The 21,903-nt window shown below is 67.3% G+C and carries 21 protein-coding genes; 18 read left to right on the top strand and 3 right to left on the bottom strand.

Going from position 1 to position 21,903, the window contains the following annotated elements; all coding sequences use genetic code 11:
* The first annotated feature begins 115 nt into the window (after positions 1 to 115).
* The 7 genes from ACFCV3_RS24410 (at position 116) to ACFCV3_RS24380 (ending at position 6,816) form a co-directional block, all read left to right on the top strand.
* Positions 116 to 895 carry a PrsW family intramembrane metalloprotease gene (locus ACFCV3_RS24410; RefSeq protein ID WP_376033420.1) on the top strand — a complete coding sequence of 260 codons (780 nt, stop codon included), beginning with the start codon at positions 116 to 118 and terminating at the stop codon, positions 893 to 895.
* 33 nt (positions 896 to 928) lie between these two features.
* On the top strand, positions 929 to 1,552 hold the full coding sequence (locus ACFCV3_RS24405) for a transcriptional regulator (RefSeq protein ID WP_376033418.1): 624 nt from the start codon (positions 929 to 931) through the stop codon (positions 1,550 to 1,552).
* Positions 1,536 to 2,663 (top strand): aminotransferase class I/II-fold pyridoxal phosphate-dependent enzyme, encoded by a 1,128-nt coding sequence (locus tag ACFCV3_RS24400; protein ID WP_376033416.1) that lies wholly within the window; start codon positions 1,536 to 1,538, stop codon positions 2,661 to 2,663. The genes ACFCV3_RS24405 and ACFCV3_RS24400 overlap by 17 nt, the downstream gene beginning before the upstream one ends.
* Entirely contained in the window at positions 2,660 to 3,559 is a 900-nt protein-coding gene (locus ACFCV3_RS24395) for an ornithine cyclodeaminase family protein (protein ID WP_376033414.1), read from the top strand. Before ACFCV3_RS24400 ends, ACFCV3_RS24395 begins: the two co-directional genes overlap by 4 nt.
* Positions 3,560 to 3,769: 210 nt before the next feature.
* On the top strand, positions 3,770 to 5,035 hold the full coding sequence (locus tag ACFCV3_RS24390; protein ID WP_376033412.1) for an extracellular solute-binding protein: 1,266 nt from the start codon (positions 3,770 to 3,772) through the stop codon (positions 5,033 to 5,035).
* Between the two features lie 3 nt (positions 5,036 to 5,038).
* Positions 5,039 to 5,995, top strand: a complete 957-nt coding sequence (locus ACFCV3_RS24385) for a carbohydrate ABC transporter permease (RefSeq protein ID WP_376033410.1) — start codon at positions 5,039 to 5,041, stop codon at positions 5,993 to 5,995.
* The gene (locus tag ACFCV3_RS24380; RefSeq protein WP_376033407.1) at positions 5,992 to 6,816 is read left to right on the top strand and encodes a carbohydrate ABC transporter permease; all 825 of its coding nucleotides are present in this window, start codon (positions 5,992 to 5,994) and stop codon (positions 6,814 to 6,816) included. Before ACFCV3_RS24385 ends, ACFCV3_RS24380 begins: the two co-directional genes overlap by 4 nt.
* On the opposite strand, the gene ACFCV3_RS24375 is transcribed toward ACFCV3_RS24380, so the two are convergent.
* Complete coding sequence (locus ACFCV3_RS24375) at positions 6,813 to 7,514, bottom strand: GntR family transcriptional regulator (protein ID WP_376033405.1); 702 nt, start codon at positions 7,512 to 7,514, stop codon at positions 6,813 to 6,815. The two genes, ACFCV3_RS24380 and ACFCV3_RS24375, sit on opposite strands and share 4 nt — an antisense overlap.
* 129 nt (positions 7,515 to 7,643) lie before the next feature.
* Here ACFCV3_RS24375 and ACFCV3_RS24370 point away from each other — a divergent pair, with 129 nt between their 5' ends.
* Positions 7,644 to 8,576 carry a glycoside hydrolase family 16 protein gene (locus tag ACFCV3_RS24370; protein WP_376033403.1) on the top strand — a complete coding sequence of 311 codons (933 nt, stop codon included), beginning with the start codon at positions 7,644 to 7,646 and terminating at the stop codon, positions 8,574 to 8,576.
* A 258-nt stretch (positions 8,577 to 8,834) separates the two neighbouring features.
* Here the strand turns inward: ACFCV3_RS24370 and cysS are convergent, their stop codons facing one another.
* On the bottom strand, positions 8,835 to 10,253 hold the full coding sequence (gene cysS / locus ACFCV3_RS24365; protein ID WP_376033401.1) for a cysteine--tRNA ligase: 1,419 nt from the start codon (positions 10,251 to 10,253) through the stop codon (positions 8,835 to 8,837).
* A gap of 80 nt (positions 10,254 to 10,333) precedes the next feature.
* On the opposite strand from cysS, the gene ACFCV3_RS24360 reads away from it, so the two are divergent.
* From ACFCV3_RS24360 to ACFCV3_RS24340, 5 genes are all read left to right on the top strand, one after another.
* Positions 10,334 to 10,831 (top strand): SigE family RNA polymerase sigma factor, encoded by a 498-nt coding sequence (locus ACFCV3_RS24360; protein WP_376033399.1) that lies wholly within the window; start codon positions 10,334 to 10,336, stop codon positions 10,829 to 10,831.
* The gene (locus ACFCV3_RS24355; protein WP_376033397.1) at positions 10,828 to 11,499 is read left to right on the top strand and encodes a hypothetical protein; all 672 of its coding nucleotides are present in this window, start codon (positions 10,828 to 10,830) and stop codon (positions 11,497 to 11,499) included. Before ACFCV3_RS24360 ends, ACFCV3_RS24355 begins: the two co-directional genes overlap by 4 nt.
* A gap of 112 nt (positions 11,500 to 11,611) precedes the next feature.
* Positions 11,612 to 12,727, top strand: coding sequence for an endonuclease (locus ACFCV3_RS24350; protein WP_376033395.1), 1,116 nt, complete (start codon positions 11,612 to 11,614; stop codon positions 12,725 to 12,727).
* Positions 12,728 to 12,915: 188 nt separating this feature from the next.
* Positions 12,916 to 13,203 carry a type II toxin-antitoxin system Phd/YefM family antitoxin gene (locus ACFCV3_RS24345; RefSeq protein ID WP_376033394.1) on the top strand — a complete coding sequence of 96 codons (288 nt, stop codon included), beginning with the start codon at positions 12,916 to 12,918 and terminating at the stop codon, positions 13,201 to 13,203.
* Positions 13,200 to 13,631, top strand: coding sequence for a type II toxin-antitoxin system VapC family toxin (locus ACFCV3_RS24340; RefSeq protein ID WP_376033392.1), 432 nt, complete (start codon positions 13,200 to 13,202; stop codon positions 13,629 to 13,631). The genes ACFCV3_RS24345 and ACFCV3_RS24340 overlap by 4 nt, the downstream gene beginning before the upstream one ends.
* Here ACFCV3_RS24340 and ACFCV3_RS24335 read toward each other — a convergent pair.
* Complete coding sequence (locus tag ACFCV3_RS24335) at positions 13,628 to 16,078, bottom strand: AAA family ATPase (protein ID WP_376033390.1); 2,451 nt, start codon at positions 16,076 to 16,078, stop codon at positions 13,628 to 13,630. The two genes, ACFCV3_RS24340 and ACFCV3_RS24335, sit on opposite strands and share 4 nt — an antisense overlap.
* A gap of 198 nt (positions 16,079 to 16,276) precedes the next feature.
* Between ACFCV3_RS24335 and ACFCV3_RS24330 the strand changes: the two genes are divergently transcribed.
* From ACFCV3_RS24330 to ACFCV3_RS24310, 5 genes are all read left to right on the top strand, one after another.
* Positions 16,277 to 17,347 (top strand): hypothetical protein, encoded by a 1,071-nt coding sequence (locus ACFCV3_RS24330; protein ID WP_376033388.1) that lies wholly within the window; start codon positions 16,277 to 16,279, stop codon positions 17,345 to 17,347.
* A 51-nt stretch (positions 17,348 to 17,398) separates the two neighbouring features.
* On the top strand, positions 17,399 to 18,442 hold the full coding sequence (locus ACFCV3_RS24325; protein ID WP_376033386.1) for a hypothetical protein: 1,044 nt from the start codon (positions 17,399 to 17,401) through the stop codon (positions 18,440 to 18,442).
* Positions 18,443 to 19,489, top strand: coding sequence for a hypothetical protein (locus ACFCV3_RS24320; RefSeq protein ID WP_376033384.1), 1,047 nt, complete (start codon positions 18,443 to 18,445; stop codon positions 19,487 to 19,489).
* 256 nt (positions 19,490 to 19,745) lie between these two features.
* On the top strand, positions 19,746 to 20,807 hold the full coding sequence (locus tag ACFCV3_RS24315) for a hypothetical protein (protein ID WP_376033383.1): 1,062 nt from the start codon (positions 19,746 to 19,748) through the stop codon (positions 20,805 to 20,807).
* Positions 20,807 to 21,865 (top strand): hypothetical protein, encoded by a 1,059-nt coding sequence (locus tag ACFCV3_RS24310; RefSeq protein WP_376033381.1) that lies wholly within the window; start codon positions 20,807 to 20,809, stop codon positions 21,863 to 21,865. The genes ACFCV3_RS24315 and ACFCV3_RS24310 overlap by 1 nt, the downstream gene beginning before the upstream one ends.
* The last annotated feature ends 38 nt before the right edge of the window (positions 21,866 to 21,903 follow it).

The following is a 21,903-nucleotide window of genomic DNA, read 5'->3' as shown; positions in this document are numbered from 1 at the left end:
TTGGGGACGGCCTGTTCCGTTTGAGTTTGCAATCTCGTCACGGTGATCCGCTCTGTCCATCACTGCCGTCCCTGCGACATGGCGCACACGCGCCAGCAACGGGCACGATCAGCACATGAGTGCGATCGCGGTCCGCAAATGGGCATGGCTGGGGACGCTGCTGGTCGGGGCGGCGTTGTACTTCGCCGTGCTGGCAGTGCTTGCCGACACCAACAATCCGAACCTGTTCCCGACGATGATCCTGCTCGGGGCGCTGGTGGTGCCGCTGACGTTCGTGACGTTCGCGGCGGGGCGGTCCGGGCGGTGGCTGATCGACGGGCCGACGCTGGGCGGGTGCCTGCTGTTCGGCGGGGTGGTGGGCGTGGTGGTCGCCGGACTGCTCGAGTACGACGCCATGCGCCGCCTGGGCGCGTTGCCGATGCTCGGAGTCGGGCTGATCGAGGAGGCGGCCAAGCTGGTCGTCCCGGCGGTGCTGGTGGTGTTCTTCGGGCACCGCTACCGCAACTCGGTCGGGCGCGGAATCATCATCGGAGTCGCAGTCGGTACCGGGTTCGCCGTACTGGAGACCATGGGCTACGCCTTCGTCGCCCTGCTGCAGTCCGGTGGAAACGTCGGCGCCGCCGAGCAGACCCTGTTCGTCCGCGGCCTCCTGTCCCCGGCCGGCCACGCCGCCTGGACCGGCCTGAGCTGCTGGGGCCTCTGGCGCTTCGTCAGCGCCCCCAGCGGCAAGCACCTAGGTGGCTTCATCGGCATGTACGCGCTGGCCGTAGCCCTCCACACCGCCTGGGACGGCATCGGCGGCGTGGTCACCTACGCAGTCGTCGGCGTCATTTCCATCGGTCTCCTACTCTTCGGACTCCGCCGCGCCCAACGAGCCGACGCCATCGCCGTCTAGACAGTTTGTCCGTGGTGGACATATCGTCCACCTATGACGCCTGAGCAGATTGCGCCGGTGGGCGAGGTGCTGGCGCGGTTGTTGTCGCCTCATGCGGAGGTGGTGCTGCATCACGCGGTGACGGATCGGATCGTGATGATCTGGAATCCGTTGTCCGGGCGGGGGCCTGGGGATGCGTCGTTGCTGGGAGAGCTTGACGAGCTGACCGCGACTGGGCGTGACGCGTACGGGCCGTATCCGAAGGTGCTGCCGGATGGGCGGCGGCTGTCGAGTGTGAGCGCCGTACTGCGGGACGAGGACGGTACGGCGGCGTACGTGCTGTGTGTGAATGTGGATCGGACCGCGTTCGAGACTGCGAGTCGGTTGCTGGCTGCTTTTGCTGCGCCGGTGTCGGGGCAGCCGCGGGTGTTCTTCGAGCACGACTGGACCGAGAAGCTGAATGAGCTCGTGGCCGGGTACGTGCAGGAGCGTGGTGTGCCGGTGGAGCGGTTGACCCGGGCGGACCGGCTGGAGCTGCTCGGTCGGTTGGACGTGGCTGGGGTGCTCAGCCAGCGGCGGTCGGTGCCGACGGTGGCGCGTGCGCTGCAGGTGTCGCGGTCTGCGCTCTACCAACTGCTTGCCGAGGCTCGGAAGGAGCCGCATGCCGACCCTGCCTGATTTCCGGCTGGAGACCCACTTCGCGCGCTGGGAGTTCACCGCGCGCTACCACCTGACCGCATCGGACGCGCAGACGCTCCCCATGTCCGAGCTGCTCGCACTGGCTGATGACGACGGTCGCGAGCGCTGGGAGTCGCTGGCCCTCGGCTACACCGAGGTGCGCGGACTGCCGGCGCTGCAGGAGGCCATTGCGGCGACGTACACGGAGGCGCAGCCGGAGGACATCCTCTGCTTCGCGGGTGCGGAGGAGGGGATCTACCTCGCCATGCGCACCCTGCTGGAGCCGAGCGACCACCTGGTCGTGCTGACGCCGAACTACCAGGCGGCCGAGACCGTGCCGTCGGCGGTTGCGCAGGTGACCGGAGTCGCGCTGCGGCCCGAGGACGGCTGGGCGCTGGACGTGGACGCGATCGAGCGCGCATTGCGGCCGAACACCCGGATGGTCTCGGTCAACTTCCCGAACAACCCGACCGGCGCGGTCGCCACGCCTGAGGCGTGGCAGCGACTTGTCGACCTGTGCACGGAGCGCGGCATCCTGCTGTTCTCCGACGAGGTCTACCGCGGACTCGAGCTCTCCCGCGATCCGTTGCCTCAGGCAACAGACCTCTCGGGTACGGCGCTCTCCCTGAATGTGATGTCCAAGGCGTACGGACTCCCCGGCCTGCGGATCGGCTGGATCGCCTGCCGGGACCACGCCGTACTGGACCGGCTCGAACATGCCAAGCACTACACGACCATCTGCAACTCGGCGCCCAGTGAGGTGCTCGCGCTGATCGCACTGCGCGCCCGCGACCAGCTGCTCACCCGGAACCGCGGGATCGTCGCGGCGAACCTGCCGCTCTTCACCGAGTTCTTCGACCGCTACCCCGACCTGTTCGAGTTCACCGCGCCGGACGGTGGTTGCGTGACCTATCCGCGCTACCTCGGGGCGGATGGCGTGGAGGCGATGTGTGAGTCGCTGGTGGAACAGGCCGGCGTACTGCTGCTGCCGTCGAGCATCTACAGCTCCACCCTCACCCCGACACCCACTGACCGCTTTCGGGTAGGTCTTGGTCGGCAGAATCCCGGACCGGCACTGGCTGCCTGGGCGGACTGGCTGGAACACCGATGACACTGCCGGTCTTCGGGATCGACATCATCAGTGAGGTTGCGACGCCGGCAGTGGTCTTCGACGCGGTGCGGTCGGCGCTCATCGCGCATGCGGACGGGCGGACGTCGGTACCAGCGCCGATGGTGCTCGAGTTCCCGCAGTACGCCGGGGACACGCATGTGAAGGCCGGTCACGTGGCCGGTGCGCCGTACTTCGTGGTGAAGGTGGCGAGCACGTTCGGCTCGGTCAACAACGGACTGGTGCTCGCAGTCGACGCGACCAACGGTCAGCCGGCCGCAGTGCTTGCAGACGAGGGCAAACTGACCGCATGGCGTACGGCGGCGGCCGGGGCGCTGATCACCGACGCGATGACACCGGTCGGGGTCGATGAGGTCGCCGTACTCGGCACTGGTGAGCAGGCGCTGCTGCAGGTGCTGTGGTTGCGTGAGTTGCGACCGCTGCGACGGGTGAAGGTCTGGGGCCGCCGACCAGAAGCTGTTGAGCGTCTCTGCACTCAGCTGCGGGCCGCCGACCTCCATGCCACACCGGACGGGCTGAGCGGTGCGCCCTGCGTGATCACCACGACGGCTGCTCGCGAACCGCTACCACTGGAGGCGTTCCATGCAGCCGTGCACATCACGGGGATCGGGACGGACATGCCGGGCAAGGGCGAGCTCCCGCCCGAGGTGTTCGCCGGGGCGTTCGTCGCCACCGACGACCACGTGCAGTGTCTCCACCACGGCGACTTCGGCAACGCGGTCCGGGCCGGCGTGATCGACCCGGACCACGACGTACCAGTGGGTGCGGTCCTCCGCGACGGGATGCCGCGGCACCAGCAGTCCGTCGCGGATCTCACCGGGGTTGGAGCGACCGACGCGGCCGTCGCCGGGGCTGTCCTGAGTCAACTGGTTCGTTAATTGGCATCAGCAGGTGCGTAAGTGGTGTGGTTGCGCCATTTGCAATCAGCGCTGCGCTACTTGACCGGTTTAGCCATTCGAGCACGCATGATCCAGCGCGAACACGCTCTCACAGAATAGTAACGGAGACTTCTGAACTATTGACCGGTCAGTCACGCCTGGGCAATTCTCGGGGCCTCTGCAGGAACAGGTTCATACCAGGGGTGATCCATGAAGTTCCGTTCGCTTGCCGTGGCTGCTGTCGCGGCCCTGTCCCTCACCGCCCTCGCGGCGTGCGGGTCGTCCGGCGACAAGAACGACGCAAGTTCCGGTCCGAAGACCATCGACGTGTGGCTGATGAAGGGGAGCGTCTCGGACGACTTCCTGAAGCGGTTCACCGACGACTTCGCCGCGAAGCACACCGACGTCAAGCTGAACGTCCAGATCCAGGAGTGGAACGGGATCGGCCCGAAGATCATCGGCGCGCTGGCCAGCAAGGACGCGCCGGACGTGATCGAGGTCGGCAACACCCAGGTCGCGCAGTACTCGGCCTCCGGCGGGGTCCGGGACCTGACCGACAAGAAGAGCGACCTGCAGGGCGACGACTGGATCGAAGGTCTGGCCGGCCCCGGCAACTACGAGGGCAAGCAGTTCGGGATCCCGTACTACGCGGCGAACCGGGTCGTGGTCTACCGCAAGGACCTGTTCGCGGCGGCCGGGATCAAGACCCCGCCGAAGACCCGCGAGGAGTGGCTGGCCGCGACCGCCAAGCTGAACACCGGCGGCAACCAGGGCATCTACCTGCCCGGCCAGAACTTCTACGTGCTGTCCGGCTTCATCTGGGACGAGGGCGGCGACCTCGCGGTCAAGGACGGCGAGAACTGGAAGGGTGCGCTGAGCTCACCCGAGGCGCTCAAGGGCATGGAGTTCTACAAGCAGATCCAGGCGCTCGGCAAGGGCCCGAAGGACTCCGACGAGGCCAAGCCGACCCAGACCGACGTGTTCGCGCAGGGCAAGGTCGCGCAGATGATCGCCGTACCGGGTGCCGCCGAGCTGATCGTCCAGGCCAACCCGGCGCTCAAGGACAAGCTGGGCTTCTTCCCGATCCCGGGCAAGACCGCCGACAAGCCGGGCGCGGTCTTCACCGGTGGCTCGGACCTGATCGTGCCGGAGGCGTCGGACGCTCCGGACGCGGCCTACACCTTCATCAAGGAGCTGGCCGGCGAGAAGTGGCAGGTCGACCTGGCCAAGTCGATGAAGTACGTGCCGAACCGCAAGGCGCTCGCGTCCCAGGTCACCGGTGACGAGGGCACCAGCGCGATGGCGGCCGGTGCGGCCAACGGCAAGGCGACGCCGAACTCGCCGAACTGGGCCGCGGTCGAGGCCAAGAACCCGATCAAGGAGTACCAGACCAAGGTGCTCACCGGCGGTGACCCGGCCGCGGCGGCCCAGGCGGCCGACGCGATCATCACCGAGGCCCTGAACAGCGGAAAGTAGACCGTGGCTGTCGCTCAACTCGAGCGGACCGCCCCCGCCCCCGAGCCGGAACCACCGGCCCGGGCCCGGCGGGGGCGCCCGCGGGTTCTCCCCTATCTGCTCATCGCGCCGACCGTCCTCGGGATGGCGTACCTGTTGATCTACCCGCTGATCCGGAACCTGGTCGTCTCGTTCCAGAAGTTCGGGATCGCACAGCTGATCCGCGGCGGCGCGGATTTCGTCGGCTTCGACAACTACCAGGCGATCTTCACCGACGACAAGTTCTGGTCGGTGGTCGGCCGGACCTTCGCCTTCACCGCGATCAACGTCGTCCTGATCATGGTGCTGGCCACCTTGGTCGCCCTGCTGATCGATGCCCTGGGCAAGTGGATGCGTTTCCTGCTGATGGGTGGCCTGGTGCTGGCCTGGGCGATTCCGGTGCTGGCGGCAACGACCGTGTTCCAGTGGTTGTTCCAGTCCCAGCTCGGGGTCGTCAACTGGGTCCTCGTCCAGCTCGGCTTCACCCAGTACGACGGCTACGCGTGGTTCGCGGACGGTACGTCGACGTTCGCGATCATCGTGATCATGATCGTCTGGCAGTCGGTGCCGTTCGCGGCGCTCACCCTGTACGCCGCGATCACCACGGTACCGAAGGAGATCTACGAGTCGGCGTCGATGGACGGAGCCGGCCCGGTCCGGATGTTCGGGCTGATCACGTTCCCGATCCTGCGGCCGATGTTCGGGCTGATCCTGTGCCTGGAGGTGATCTGGGTCTTCAAGAGCTTCGTGCAGATCTGGGTGATCAGCCAGGGCGGACCGGGTGACGCCACGCTGACCCTGCCGGTCTACGCCTACCAGATCGCGCAGTCACTGAACCGGTACGACCTCGGTGCCGCCATCTCGATGGTCACCGTGCTGCTGCTGACCGTCGTACTGCTCGCCTACTTCCGGCAGCTGTTCAAGGAAGAGGGCGAACTGTGAAGCCGAAGCGGATCGTCCTCAACGTCATCGCGCTGGGAGTCTTCGCGTTCGCGGTCTTCCCGGTCTACTGGATGGTGCTGACCGCGTTCAAGCCGACCAAGGACATCCAGGCCGAGACACCGTCGTTCTTCCCGGCGAACATCACCTTCAGCCACTTCGGTACGGCGGTCAACGCCGACGGCTTCTGGCTGTTCTGGCGGAACTCGGCGTTCGTCGCGATCACCGGCGTACTGCTCGCCCTGGTCGTTGCATGCCTGGCCGCGTTCGCGGTCGCGCGGCTGAAGTGGAAAGGGCGGCAGGCGTTCATCGTGATGGTGTTCGTCGCGCAGATGACGCCGTGGGAGGCGTTGCTGATCCCGATGTACGTGATCGCGCGCGACACCGACATGCTGGACAAGCTGCCGATGCTGACGCTGATCTACTTCATGATGACGCTGCCGTTCACGATCGTGACACTGCGCGGATTCCTGAACGCGATCCCGGCCGATCTCGAGGAGGCCGCGCAGGTCGACGGGTGCAACCAGTTCCAGGCGTTCCGGCGGATCGTGTTCCCGCTGCTCGCGCCCGGGTTGCTGTCCACGTCGCTGTTCGGGTTCATCACCGCGTGGAACGAGTTCGCGTTCGCGAACCTGCTGATCATCAAGGAGCAGGACCAGCGCACGCTGCCGGTCTGGCTCTCGTCGTTCAGCAACACCTTCGGCACCGACTGGGGCGCGACGATGGCCGCGGCCACGCTGTTCATGCTCCCGGTCCTGCTGATCTTCCTGGTCCTCCAGGGCCGCGTCACCTCCGGCGTCGCCGCGGGCGCGGTGAAGGGTTAGGCGAACGTCAGCCGCGTCGTGATCCGGTACCGGTCTCCGCGATAGATGGAGCGCGTGTACTCGATCACGGCGTGGTCCGCGTTGCGCGTCGTACGCTCGAAGAGCAGCGCCGGCGCATGCACCGGTACGCCGAGGATCTCCGCCTCCTGCGCGTCCGTCACCGTCGGCTCCGCAGTCTGTACGGCGTCCTTCGGCGCGACGTGGTAGCGCGAGCGCAGCAGCCCGTAGAACGAGCCGAGCTCGAAGTCGCGGCCGGTGATACCGGGAACGAACACGGCCGGGATGCGGATCCGCTCGATGCACATCGGCGTACCGTCGACGAGCCGCAACCGCAGCGCGGTGACCAGGTCGTCGACCGGTGACATCTCCAGCTTGTGGCCGAGGCGGGCGCCGGCCGGGCCGACCTCGAAGCTGAGCAGCCGGCTCGGCCACGGCGACCCCTCCGCCAGCGGCGCCTGGTAGTCGCCGGACGCGGTCGGCTCGAGCGACTGCTGGATCTTGCGGGCGCTGGTGAACGTGCCACGGCCGTGCTCGCGGATCACCAGACCGTCCCGCGCCAGATCCTCGAGCGCGGCCCGCAAGGTCGGCCGGGAGACGCCGAGATCCTCGCTCAGGGAGCGCTCCGACGGCAGCGGCTCACCGGGGTTGCGCTCCTCGATCAGCCGCAGCAGCTGGTCCCGCGCCTCGGTCCGTCTCATCCCGGAATCTTACCAGTGGTAAACCACTTCCGTGCATTTACGAACGTGCTTTACGCATTGACTTTACCAATTGGATAGACCACCCTCGGTTTCAGATTGCCCGCCCCGAGAAACGAAGGTGTGAACCCGATGACTCGATCGCGCACGATTCGCCTCACCGCCGCGGCCGCCGTACTGGCCACCCTCGCCGCCGGTACGGCGACCACCGCGAGCGCCCGCCCCGAGTCGGTCAGCAAGACGACGGCCTGCGGCGCGCTCTTCGACGACTTCAACTACACGTCGCGGACCGACCCGAACTTCACCGGTCACGACTGGAGTGTCCGGACCGGCGCCGGCGGCCCCGGGATCCCGAACACCTGGACCGCCGCGAACGTCAGCTTCCCGACCGTCGACGGCCAGAAGTCCCTGCAGCTCAGGGCGACCACCGACGGGACGCCCGGCGGCACCACGCAGGCGCAGGTCCAGCAGAACAGACTGCGCTTCTTCGAGGGCACCTACGCGACCCGGTTCAAGTTCAGCGACACCCCGGTCAGCGGTAACGACGGTGACCGCGTCAACCAGACCTTCTACACGATCTCCCCCCTCGACTACGACTGGGAGCCGACGTACTCGGAGCTCGACATCTCGGAGTACCTGCCGAACGGCGGCTGGGGCGAGACCGGCCCGGTCAACTTCCTCACCAGCTGGAACACCTACCAGGTGGATCCGTTCGACGGCTGGCGCAAGACCACCGTGCGGAACTTCAGTCACGCCGGTTGGCACACGCTGGTCGCCGTGGTCGCGGGCGGGCACGTGAGGTACTACATCGACGGGACCCTGGCTGCGGATCACACCGTCGACGACGAGGGTCACAACGTCTACCCGCGGCGACCGATGACGCTGAACTACAACCAGTGGTTCATCGACCTGGGCGCCCACACCGGCGGCACCAGCTCCTACGTCCAGTCGGCGGACTGGGTCTACTACGCGAAGAACGAAACTTTGACGCCTGCCCAGATCACCACTCGCGTCAACAACTTCCGCGCCGCCGGCACGAGGCACCAGGACAACATCAGCTGCTGAAGCAGCAATCGAGTCAATGCGTGAGATGGCTGCTTTGCCCATGGACAACCTGTGCCGGTTTGAGTACGGTCCGTAAACGGCGTCCGCACCACGCCACGCCGGAGGACGCCTCCGTACTCGATCGGTGAGGTACCGCCCGCCAGTGGCACCTCACTGGTGGATGGGCAAGCAGCCCGCGGTGAGAGCCGCGGCCTGATGGGGGCCCACCCACCTAGGTGGGGCGGCGAACGACACTCACTCGTTCACCGCCCCACCGACTCAAACCCGGGCCCAGATCGGGCCGTCCGGTGTGTCGGTGACCTGGACTCCGAGCTTCGTGAGCTCATCCCGTACGGCGTCCGCGCGGGCGAAGTCCTTCGCGGCCCGAGCCGCCTCCCGCTCAGCCACCAGTTTGTCCACCGCGGTCGTGTCGACGTCCGCCGTACTGGTGAAATCGAGATCGCCCAGGGGGAGGCCAAGTACCGCGCAGCTCGCGGCGACGATCAGCTCCTGGTTCAGCGCCGGGTCCCGCAATGAGTCCTGCAGTACGGCGAGCACTCGCGGCGTGTTCAGGTCGGTGCCGATCGCCTCGTCGATCTGAACGAGTACGGCGCGGGTCGCGTCGTCGCCGGCCGCGTCGTACGCCTGCTCGGCCGTAGTGATCTCCGGCAGCGGGCCAAGGGCGTTGACGCGGCGAACCAGGTTCCGCAACGTCGCTTGCGCACTGTCGAGCGCGGGCAGGGTGAAGTCCAGTTGGGTGCGGTAATGGCCGCCGAGCAGGAACAACCGGAAAGCCTGCGGGTGATAGCCCTGGTCGGCCAGCTCACTGATCGTCAGGGCCTTGCCGGCCGACTTCGCCATCTTGGCTTCACCGAGCCGCAGGAATTCGTTGTGCATCCACAGCGGTACCCACGGCTTGCCGTCGCCGAGGTAAGCCTCGCTTTGCGCGATCTCGTTGACGTGGTGCAGCTGCCGGTGGTCGACACCGCCGGTGTGGATGTCGAAATGCGCACCGAGCAGCTCCATGCTCATCACCGAGCACTCGAGGTGCCACCCCGGTGCGCCCCAGCCCCAGGGCGAGTTCCACCGCATCGCCCGGATCTGCCCTGGTGTCTCGGCCCGCCAGAGCGCGAAGTCAGTCTTTGCCCGCCGTCCCGGAACCTGCTCGACGCGGGCCCCCTCGAGCTGACCACTGGCGTCGACCAGGCCCAAAGCGCCGTACCCGGGGTCCTTGGACGTGTCGAAGTACAGACCGGACGGGATCTCGTAGGTGAAGCCGCGCTCGGCGAGCCGCTCAGCGAAGGCGATCATCTCGGGCACGTAATGGGTGGCCCGCGGGTAGTGCTGCGCGGGCAGGATGTTGAGCGCGGCCAGGTCGGCGAAGAAGGCCTGCGTGTACGTCTCGGCGATCTCCTCGACCGTCCGGCGTTCGCGATCCGCAGCCACCTCGAGCTTGTCGTCGCCCAGTTCGGCCTCGGCCACCGCGTGACCGACGTCGGTGATGTTGATGACGTGCTCGACCTGCCAACCCTTCCACCGCAGCGCGCGGCGGAGGGTGTCGGCGAACGTGTAGGCACGCAGGTTGCCGATGTGCGCATAGCTGTACACCGTCGGCCCACAGCTGTAGAGGCGAACCAGGCTGTCGTCGGCTGGTGCGAAAGTCTCGATCCGGCGCCCGAGGGAGTTGTACAGCTTCATCCGCGGATTTTAGTGCCCCAACGATCAGGCACCCTGGATCGTCTTGGTCTTCGAAAGCTGAACCGAGAGAACGGGTGCGGATGGCTGACTGGGAACGAGCCTTCGAGGAATTGCTCGCGGGCCGGGGCGGGGCTCTGCGGGCTTACGCCTACCTGCTCACCGGTGACTCCGCGGCTGCTGCGGATCTGGTCCAGGACGCTCTGCTGCGGGTCTTCAGTCGGATGCGGGTCGGCAACGACGTCACCCAGCTCGAGGGCTATGTGCGGCGGGCGATGCTCAACCAGTTCCTGGATGGTCGCCGGCGGGCCGGACTGTGGAGAGCGAAGCGGCACCTGCTGGTGCACCCGGCTGAGCATCACGACGAGGACCGGTTGCTGACCGACGTCGTACGGCGGGCCCTCGGCACCCTGTCGCCCAAGCAGCGGGCGTGCGTGGTGCTTCGGTACTACGAGGATCTCACCGTCCCTGACATCGCGGAGCAGCTCGGCTGCGCGCAAGGCACGGTCAAGCGTCACCTGTCCGATGCCCACGCCAAGCTCGCCACCCAGCTCGCCGTACCCGAGGAGACCTTGTCATGACCGATCTGAAGGACCTGCTCCGCAATGCCGCCGCTGAGGCGGAGAACGTGAGTGTCGACGGCAGCGCTCTGCTCGCCCACATCCGCCGCCGCAGGCGGGTCCGCTCGGCCGCCATCGGCGCCGGCAGCGTCGCAGCCGTGGCCACACTCGCAGTCGGCGCGTACGCCGTACTGCCGGGTCCGGCTGTGGAGGTTCAGCCGCCGGTGAGTGGCGGGCCTGCCAAGCCGATGGGCGGTCCGACGTCCGCGAAGGGTGACGAGGGCCTGCGGTGCGGCAGCAGTGTTGCTCCGACGAACCGGTCCGGCACACCGGAGTTGCTGATCTCGCAGAGCATGACGAAGGAGTCGATGACGCGGCACGGCGACGGCTGGCGCGGCACCTTGGCGACCAAGGTGACGAACACGTCCAAGGTCACGCTCTACGGAGGTAACCCGCCGCGGGGCTACCTGGTCGTCCAGGAGAACAAGAAGGGCAACACCGTGCTGGGCCGGGCGAAGGCGACGCCGGGGAACACCGGCACTGTGCTGCAGCCGGGAGAGTCGAAGTGGACGGACGACGTGCCGTTCACGGTGACGAGCTGTAACGGGAAGCAGATGCCGAGCGGGTGGTACCTGCTCTACCTGGACGGGAAGGCGCCGAAGGTCGCGGTGGGGCGCGTGCACCTCTAACCCCGGTGGTTTGCCGGATCGTCCGGCAATCTTCAGGCGGTGGGACGTTTCGCCGTACCGGGCTGACGGGCAGACTGACCTGCGACCGATCCCAACCGCCCTGGGAGTCGCTGTGGCCCGCTCGTTCCGCCCGGTCCTGATCCTCACCACCGTCCTCGCGCTGCTCGGCTTCGGTGTCACACCGTCGACGGCCGCGACCCCGATCACCGTTGCGACGGCGATCGGCAGGCAGGACGGCTCCACCGCCTCGGTCACCGGATGGGTGGTAGGTCAGCCGACCGCCACCAGCACGGTGGTCCGCAGCAACTTCCCGAACGACTACGCGCTCGCCCTCGCGGACTCCGCGAGTCAGACGAGTACGGGGTCGATGTTGTACGTGCAGATCCCGGCCGCGTTCCGCGCGTCGTACGGACTGCAGAGCAACCCGGGCCTGCTCGGGAAGCAGATCACGGTCACCGGCACGCTGGCGGCGTACTTCTCGCACGCCGGTCTGAAGGACGCGACCGCCTTCACCGGCGGCGGCTCCTCCGATCCTGGTGACCCGTCGGACTACTACGCCCCCGCCGCGGGCAAGACCGGCGCCGCCCTGAAGGCCGCTCTGCACACGATCATCGCGAACCAGACCAAGCTGTCCTACGACCAGGTCTGGAACGCCCTCAAGGACACCGACCAGGACCCGGCGAACACGAACAACGTCATCCTGCTCTACTCCGGCCGCTCCCAGAGCAAGTCCACCAACGGCGGCGGCGTCAACGACTGGAACCGCGAACACGTCTGGGCCAAGTCCCACGGCGACTTCGGTACGGCGACCGGCCCGGGCACCGACATCCACCACCTCCGCCCCGAGGACGTCTCGGTGAACTCCGCCCGCGGCAACCTCGACTTCGACAACGGTGGCAGCACCGTCGCCGAATGCCCCGGCTGCGCCGCCGACGCCGACTCCTTCTCCCCCCGAGCCGCCGTCCGCGGCGACGTCGCCCGGATGATCCTCTACATGGCCGTCCGCTACGAAGGCGGCGACGGCTTCGCCAACCTCGAACCCAACAACTCGGTCAGCAACGGCACCGCCCCCTACATCGGCAAACTCTCGGTCCTCAAGGCCTGGGCCGCCGCCGACCCACCCGACACCTTCGAAAAGCGCCGCAACGAAGTCATCTACACCACCTACCAACACAACCGAAACCCCTTCATCGACCACCCGGAGTGGATCGCATCGATCTGGCCGTAGGCCATCTGCCCCGGAATGCCCCGGGATGCCCCGAATTTCGCCGAGATCGGCCCGGATCGAGACCCGATCCGGGCCGATCGGCGCATCATCTGCCCCGATCTGCCCCGCCATCTGCCCTCCGCAGCCACCCCTCGGCGCCGTCACAGTTAGATCAGACACAAATTGTGGCTAGTATCAAAGGAGGAAAAGTGGCCACGCCAGCACTGGAAATGGATGATCTGATGGACATCGGCATCAAGGAACTCCGGGACGGACTCAGCCGGCACCTCGCCCACGTCCGCGAGGGACACACCATCACCGTCACTGACCACGGCAAGCCGGTTGCACAGATCGTGCCGGTCCGCAAAATGAGCAGGCTGCAGGAGATGATCGCGGCCGGTGAGGTCCGGCCGCCGCTGCGCCCGAAGCGGCCGGTGCCACCGCCGATCAAGACGAAGGGAACGGTCAGCGATCTGATTACGGAGGATCGCGAATGATCTGCTACCTCGACACCTCGGCGTTCGTTCCGCTCCTGATCGACGAGGCCAGCTCGCCGTTCTGTGAGCAGCTCTGGGCAGACGCCGACGATGTGCTCTCCACCCACCTTCTGTACCTGGAGACCGCTAGCGCGCTGGCCCGAGCGACCAGGCGTGGCCGGGTGACCGAGGAACAGCACACGCAGGCGCTGCGAAGGCTCGACCGGCTGTGGCAGGAAATCAATGTCGTCGAACCGACCGGGCCCCTGGTTCGCAGGGCCGCGGAGTTGTCCGCGTCAGCGGCGCTGCGTGCCTACGACGCGCTGCACTGTGCAAGTGCCGAGGATGTCGGCGAACCAGATTTGGTTTTCGCATCGGGAGATCGGCAGTTGTTGAAGGCCTGCGCGGGCCTCGGATTTCACGTCGCGGATGTGAACGATCCGAGCTAGCGGTTGAGGTGTAGTGGGCGGTCGCCTCGCTCCGGGGTTCTGGGGGTGGGGCGGCCGCTTGCTGTTGTCAGCTGTGGGGTGGAGTGGGGAGTGGTGTGGTTCAGGCGGGTTTGGAGGTAGGTGCGGAGGCCGGGGTTGGCGAGGGTCAGGTGGGTGGGGGTGGCTCGGAGGAGGCCTTGGGCTAGGGGGCGGGTGGCGGCTGATTCCACCGGCCAGCGGGAGTTTGTTGCGGGGGGCAACGGGATGCCGGGGGTGGTTTGGGCGGCTTGGGCCAGGAGGGACTTTTCGGCGGGGGTGCAGTTGTGCCAGGCGGCCTCGTAGAGGGGGCGGGAGGCTTCGTCGTGGTGGGTGGTGGCTTGTTCGGCTACGGGGGTGGTGAGGGTGGTGGACAGGGTCAGGGCGGTGGTGGCCAGGGCGCGGAGACGGGCGGGGTTGCCATTGGCGGCTCGGACCAGGTGGTCGACGGCCTCGGGCGTGTGCGGTACGGCGGCCTGGCGTAAGGGTTCGGCGAGGGCGGGGCGGAGTTCGGCGTCGGTGAAGGGTTCCAGCTTGCGGATGTCGAAGCGGCTGACGACGTCGGTCTCGATACCGGCTTGTCCGCCGGAGGCTGCGAGGAGACGGCTGGTGGTTCGGTCGCTGCCGGCGGCGATCAGGAAGACGGGCCGGCGGTTCTGCTCCAGGCGTGCGGACAGTTCGGTCACGGCGACCAGGTCGCGGTCGGAGGCGTTGTCGAGGTTGTCGACCATCAGCAGCAGCGGTTCGCCCTTGGCTGCTGCGATTTCGCCGAGGCGGTCGGCCAACTCGTTCAGTGTGCTACCGACCTCGTCCACCTCGTCGGACTCGTGTTGTTCCTTCGCCACAACCTGGAATGCGCCGGGCACCCCCACCCGCACCTCGTTCCCCGACTGCGGATGCCTCGATCGGCCCGCGAGCTGATCGAGGTCCTTCTTCAGTGTGCGCGCGGCACCGGCACCGAAGTGTTCCCGGACCGCGTCGAGGTCCTGGCTGATCGCCCGAATCAGCCGGTTCTCCAGCGGTTCCCGCGGCGACGCCTCCACCCGTACGGCGATCCACCCCTCCCGAGCGGCCAGCCCTTGCGCTCGCTCCAGCTCGCGGCTCTTGCCCATCCCGGGTTCCCCGGTGAACAACACCGTCGTCCCGCCCGGTACCCGCTGATCCAGCGAGATCGGCCGCCCCTCCGCATCCTGACGATCCACCGTGTACGACGGCTCCCGCGCCGTACCGAGGACTTGGCCGGCTGTCCGGGCGGGACCGGCCTCCAGGGACGGGATGCCGGCGGCCGGAGCCAGTGAGGGGACCTGGGGTGCTGCTTGGCTGAGGGTTTTGTTGAGCCAGGACTGCATTCCAGGGTCGGCAACCAAAGGCTGCTCGGCGCTCTCCCGGATGAGACCCCGGGCCACGAGCTCCTGGCGGGCTTCGTCGATTTGTTGCCATTGGCCCGGAATCTCGGCGAGCGGCTGACCACCAGCGACCGCCGCGAGCACAGCCTTCTGCGGATTGGTGCTCTTGTCCCATCGGGCTTGGTAGAGAACGGCAGAACGACTCTGCACCCGCTCGATCGCCGCCGCGGCACCCCCAGCAGTGATGCCGCCTAGTTCAAGCGCCGTATCAGCCAGCGTGCGCAGCCGTCCGGGATCACCGTTGGCCGAGCGCACCAACGCATCGACCCCCGCCTGTTCATAAGGAATGCCGGCGCGTTCCAACGGCACAGTCAGGATCGACGTCAGCTCGGCGTCGGACATCGGCCCGAGTTCGCGGACCTCGAAGGGCACCCGCTGGGACGCAGCCAGCAGCCGACTGGTCGACAGACTGCCACCGGCCGCGACCAGCCACACCGGCCGTCCGCTGTGCTCCAGGTGTTCGGCGAGTTCGTTCAACCCTGCCAGGTCGTACGGCGAGGCCGCGTCCACGTTGTCGACCATCAGCAGCACCGGCCGATCCGGAGCGAGCTCACCGAGCCGGTCCGCGACATCGTGCAGTGTCGTCCCGAGGTTGTCCTGTGGCGTCGCGTCCCACTGCTTCTTCGTGACGAACTGCACCGGCCCACCGCCGATCCGTACCTCGGCGCCGTGCTGGACCTTCCGCTGCCGCTGGGTCAGATCCCGAACCGCCCGCCGCAGCTTCCGGACCCGGAACCCACCGAACTCCCGCCGCAGCTTGCTGAGATCCGCACCGATCGCCCGGGTGAACCGATGCTCCAACGGCTCGCGCGCCGACGCCTCCACCCGGATCGCGGTCCAGCCGTGCCGTGCTGCCAGCTCCTGCGCGTGATCGAGTTCGCGCGTCTTCCCCGCTCCGGGCGGCCCGGTGAACAGGATCGCCCGCCGCTCAGGCAGCACCGGCGCGAGCGTGATCGCCCGGCCGAGCCGGTCCGTCCGGGCAACCGCGTGCGCCGGAAGCCGCGGCGTACCGAAGACCTGGCTCATGCCGCCCAGCCTGCGGACCGCACCGGTCCCGGATGCAGTCGTCACATGACCACGGGGTTAACACTGCCCCCGCTTCGCCCGAACAGCACCCACCGATCGCCCGTGGAGTCGCCGATCCGGTCTACTCCCCGACACCATCGCGCAGACCTCCGCCAATTCTCTTGGCGAGCGCTCGAGTTCACCTGCACTGTCGATGTCATGCGTAGACAACGAGTAGTGGCGGCGCTCCTCGCAGCGCCCCTGGGGGCGCTGTTGCTTGGCGCACCGCCGGCCCACGCCGACCCCGATCCGAAACTGACCGTCAGCGACGTCCAGCTGAGCAAGACCGCTGTCTCGGTAGCAGGCCTCGACGTGGCGAAGGTCGACGTCACCGTCAAGGCCGGCTACAACTCCGACGACCCGCGCGACGAGGGCAAGATTCTGACCGTGTACCTCGACCGAACCGCCGGGACCGGAGGGAAGTACATCAACGACATGGCATCGGTCCCGTTGAAGCGCACCGCCGGCACGCTGAAGAACGGCACCTGGACCGGTGTCCTGAACGTCAGTTCGGCGGCGAACGGGACCTTCAAGGTGACCTCGGTCAGCGATGAGCTGTACGGCGACCTGGGCGGCGGCATGCCCGACGAGCCGACGCCGTTCGACGGCCCGAGCATCGCGGTCACCGGCACCCACATTCCGAAGGTCACCTCCGTGCAGACCCCCAAGATCGTGCCGGTCGGCAAGCCGTTCTCGGTCAAGTGGACGGTGACCGACACCGCGACGGGCAAGCCGTACGGCGGGCGGGTCCCGTTCTGGGTCGGTGTCGACAGCGTCTGCGTCGAGAACGGCCAGCGCAGCACGACGCTGGTCAGCACCGATGCCGCAGGCAACTACACCAGGACCTACCCGGCCGACGACCAGGACGCAGTGCTGTGCGGCCACGTCCGGACCGAACCGTACTCCTTCGCGTACCAGGCGTTCTTCCCGCGCCGGGTCGGTGTGGTGACGGCGGTACCGGCGAAGAGCAGCGCGAAGGTCGGGACGAACGTCCCGGTCAACGGTCAGGTCACCGGCGAGGCGTACAGCTGCACGGTGAATCTGCAGCGGCTCAAGGGTGCGACCCAGTGGCGCACCGTCAACAGCGGCAGAGTCCGCTACAGCGGCCGCTACACCCTCACGGCGACCCCTGCCTACAAGGGCAAGATCTACTACCGAGCGCAGCTCCCGGTCGGCTGCGGCGGCCACGTCGAGTCCGTCAGCAAGACCTTCGTCATCACGGGTCTGTGATCCGGGCTATTCCGGTCTAGTCGATGGTTGTGGATGCCCCATCCTGGGACCATGACCATCCGACGATTCCTCGCGGGCCTGCTGGCCGCGCCACTGGTCGTCGCGGTGCTCGGGAGTACTCCGGCCCAGGCCGCGCCGGACGACAAACTGAGCATCAGCGACGTGACCCTCAGCAAGGCAGCCGTCTCGGTGTCCGGGCTGGCCACCACGACGATCGGCGTCACCGTCAAGGCGGGCTACAACTCCGACCACCCGGACGACGAGAACACCACCCTCCACGTCTACCTCGTCCGGACCGGTGGCACCGGGCATCTCGACCATGTCGCCTCCACCGAGCTGAAGCGCACTGCGGGCACGCTCAAGAACGGCACCTGGACGGGCCCGCTGAACATCGTCTCCACCGCGAACGGCACCTGGAAGGTCGCCTTTGTGGACGCCGGCCCGTACGGGATCGACAACGGCATCGATCCGACGCCGTTCGACGGACCGGCACTGCACGTCACCGGCACACACGCTCCCCGGATCAGCTACACGGTCACGCCGAAGACGGTTCCGGTCGGCAAGCCGTACTCGATCAAGTGGACGGTGTCCGACTCCACCACCGGTAAGCCGTTCGGCACCCGGATCACCGCGTGGGCCGGCATCGACTCGCCGTGTGCCGAGGGCGGCGGGCAGAAGATCCAGACCGATGCTGCCGGCAACTACACGAAGTCGTACCAGGCCTCGGACGCCAACTGGCTGAACTGCTTCCTGATGTACACCGATCCCTACCCGAGCGGGCTCGGACATGCCCAGGTGATGCGCCTGGCGGGTGTGTCGGCGACCCCCGCCAGGACCACCGCGAAGGTCGGCACGAACGTCGCGGTCAACGGCTCGGTCACCGGACCGCCGGCCCGCTGCACGATCAACCTGCAACGGCTGTACGGCGCCTCCCAGTGGCGGACCGTGAACTCGGCGAGAGTCCGGGACAGCGGCCGCTACACCCTGACCGCGACTCCTGCCTACCGGGGCAAGATTCCGTACCGCGTTCTGCTGCCGGCCTGCTACCGCTTCGTCACCGCGTCCAGCAAGCCGTTCACCATCACAGGAGTCTGAATGAAGCGACAACTACTAGCCACACTGCTCGCGGCCCCGTTGGCCGGAGCGGTCCTCACAGCGGCACCGGCGAACGCCGCGGAACCGGACATGACGGTCGACTCGGTGGTGATCGATCGCTCGAGCGTCGCGGTCGCCGGTCTGAACACGGTGCCGGTGACGATCACGGTCAAGGGTTCGATCACCAACGGTGACCCGTCCGACACGGACACCCCGCTGTACGCCGACCTGAAGCGCAGCGGCGCCGTACCGGCCAACATCAGCTACCTGTGGTCGGACTCGCTGAAGATGGTGTCCGGCAACGAGACGAACGCCGTCTGGCAGGGGAAGGTGAACGTCCCGTCGACCGCGAACGGCTCGTTGAAGATCACCGGCCTGAACATCGGGACGTTCGACCCGGCATCGGGTGGCAACATCCCGGCGACGCCGGTCGACGGTCCGTCGATCCAGGTCACCGGGCTGCACCAGCCGAAGTTCGGCGCGATCCCGACGCCGTCGATCGCGAAGGTTGGTACGCCGGTCACGATCCGGTGGCAGGTGCTGGACTCGGACACGAAGCGGCCGTACGGCACCAAGCTTCGCGTCATCGTTGCCGATGACAACGGGTGTGTCGAGCGGGTCGGCGGAGCGGGGACCGTGCTGACCGACACCAACGGGGTCATCCTCAACAAGACCGTCTCCGACGACGCCATCCACTGTCTGCTGATCCCGGGCAGCCAGGCACCGATCGGCGGCATGTCGATCCTGCTCAGGCACCCCGGTGTCGTCACCGCGGTCCCGTCGAAGACCAGCGCCCCGGTCGGCACGATCGTCCCGGTCAACGGCGTCGTGAAGGTCGCTCCGCTGTACTGCCCGGTCAACCTGCAACGCCTGTACGGCGCGACTGCCTGGCGGACCGTCGGTACCGTCAAAACCGACTCGCGCAAGCGCTACACCCTGAAGGCGCAACCGGCGTACAAGGGCAAGATCCCTTACCGTGTGCAGTTCCCCACATGTTCCAACTACGTCACGGCAGTGAGCCCGACGTTCTGGATCACCGGTACATGAAACCTCGCAACATTGTGACGGCCCTGGGCGCTGCAACCCTCGTGGGTGCGGCGCTCAGCGCTGTCTGAACACGGTGCCACCCAGTGGCGCACGCTGCGGAGCACCAAGGTTTCGGTGAGTAGCCGCTACACGCTCCCGGCAGGAGCTTCACCATCACCGGAGTCTGATCGGTTCTGGTCCACCCGCTCCGCCCGATCGCGCATTTGTTGAGCGCGGTGGTAGGCGGAGTGGGTGGTCCGGCAGCACTCTAGGCAGTATGCGGATAAGACGAGTGGTTGCGGCGCTCCTCACGGCGCCGTTGGTGGGTCTGGCGCTCGGCGCCTCCACCGCGCAGGCAGATCCGGACCCGAACCTGACAGTCACGGCGGCCCGGATCATCAGGACGACACCGGTCGCGGTGTCGTCGCTCAACACGGTGCCGGTGACCGTCGAGGTCGACGCGAAGTACACCTGGCCGGACGCCGGCCCGGACACTACGTTGTTCGGGATCCTGAAGCGCTCCAGCGGCTCGGGCCAGCTGAACTGGCTCTACACGACCCCGCTCAAGCGGTACGACGGAACCACGCAGAACGGCAAGTGGCGTGGCATCGTGAACGTGCCCTCGACGGCGAACGGCAAGTTCGAGCTCACCGGGATCATGGTCGGGCAGTACTGGCCAGGCAGCGGTGACATGACCGACCCGACGCCGGTCCCGGGTGTGCCGCCGACGTTGACGGTGGTCGGGACCAACCAGCCGAAGATCACCGCACGGGTGATTCCGGACCCGGTGCCGTTCGGCCAGGGGTACTCGATCCGGTGGTCGGTGATCAACTCGCAGACCGCCAAGCCGTACGGCACCCGGCTGAAGGTCGCGCTGGAGAACGACAGCAGTTGCGTGGAGAGCTTCGGCGGTCCGAACGCGCTCACCGACACCAACGGCTATGTCACCAAGTCCTACCCCGCGAGCCTGGCCGGGTACCTCAACTGCCTACTGCTACCGAGCAACCCGTCGCCGCTCGGCTGGCTGTCGATCGGTATCAACCGTCCCGGCATCGTCACGGCGACCCCGTCGAAGACGAGCGCCCCGGTCGGCTCGATCGTGCCGGTGAACGGCGTTGTGATGGGCGCACCGACCAACTGCCCGGTCTACCTGCAACGCCTGTACGGCGCGACCGCCTGGCGCAACGTCGGTACGGCGAAGGTGCGGCAGAGCAGCGGCAAATTCGTGCTGTACGCGCAGCCGGCGTACAAGGGTCTGATCTATTACCGGGTGTCGTTCCCGGCCTGCTACAACTATCGGGCCGGCGTCAGCAAGACCTTCACCATCAGGGGCCTGTGATGCGCCTGCGGTCGATCGCGGCGCTCCTGGTGGCGCCGCTGGCCGCCCTGGCGCTCACCGCGCCGGCGGCGAACGCAGCCCCGGATCCGGACCTGACAGTCACGGCGGCCCGGATCCTGAGGACGACGCCGGTCGCGGTGTCATCGCTCAACACGGTGCCGGTGACCGTCGAGGTCGACGCGAAGTACACCTGGCAGGAAGCGGACCGGAACACGACGCTGTACGCGTTCCTGGAACGCACCGCCGGTTCCGGCCAGGTGGACACCCTCTTCACGACCCCGCTCAAGCTGTACGCCGGAACTGCGCGCGACGGTAGTTGGCGGGGTGTGGTGAATGTGCCCTCGACGGCGAACGGGAAATTCGCGCTCACCGGGGTGAAGGTCGGTCGGTTCGGGCCCGGCGACATGATGGATCCGTCGCCGGTCCCCGGCACGCATCCGACGGTGACCGTGGTCGGAAGCAACCTTCCGAAGATCACCGCACGGGTGATTCCGGACCCGGTGCCGTACGGCAAGGGCTACTCGATCCGCTGGTCGGTGATCAACGGCCAGACCGGGAAGCCCTATGGCACGCGGTTGAAGGTCTGGCTGGCCAACGACAACGGGTGTGCGGAACAGTTCGGCGGGCCCATCTACCTGACCGACACCAACGGCTACGTGACCAAGGCGTACGCGGCAAGCACCACCGAGTACCTGAACTGCTTGCAGCTACCGGGAGACCCGGCACCCATCGGTGCTCTCGGTTTCTTCGTCAACCGCCTCCCACGCGCCGTCGTCGTTTCGGCGACGCCGTCGAAGACGAGCGCACCGGTCGGCACGATCGTCCCCGTGAACGGCACGGTCTCCGGTGCACCGTCCTACTGCCCGGTGAAGCTGCAACGCCTGTACGGCGCGACTGCCTGGCGTACCGTCGGTACGGCGAACGTCCGGCTGAGCGGCCGCTACACGGTGAACGCACAACCGGCGTACCGGGGAGTCATCCCGTACCGGGTGTTCTTCCCGGCCTGCTCCAACTTCAAGGCCGGTGTGAGCAGAACCTTCTCGATCAGGGGGACGTGAGTTCTGGTCTAGTGGAGCGTTCGGGAAGCCTCATCCTT

This window comes from Kribbella sp. NPDC056345 (assembly GCF_042262745.1).
Lineage (GTDB): Bacteria > Actinomycetota > Actinomycetes > Propionibacteriales > Kribbellaceae > Kribbella.
The sequence above is the reverse complement of the archived record's forward strand: the minus strand, read 5'-3'. Positions and strand labels throughout refer to the sequence as shown.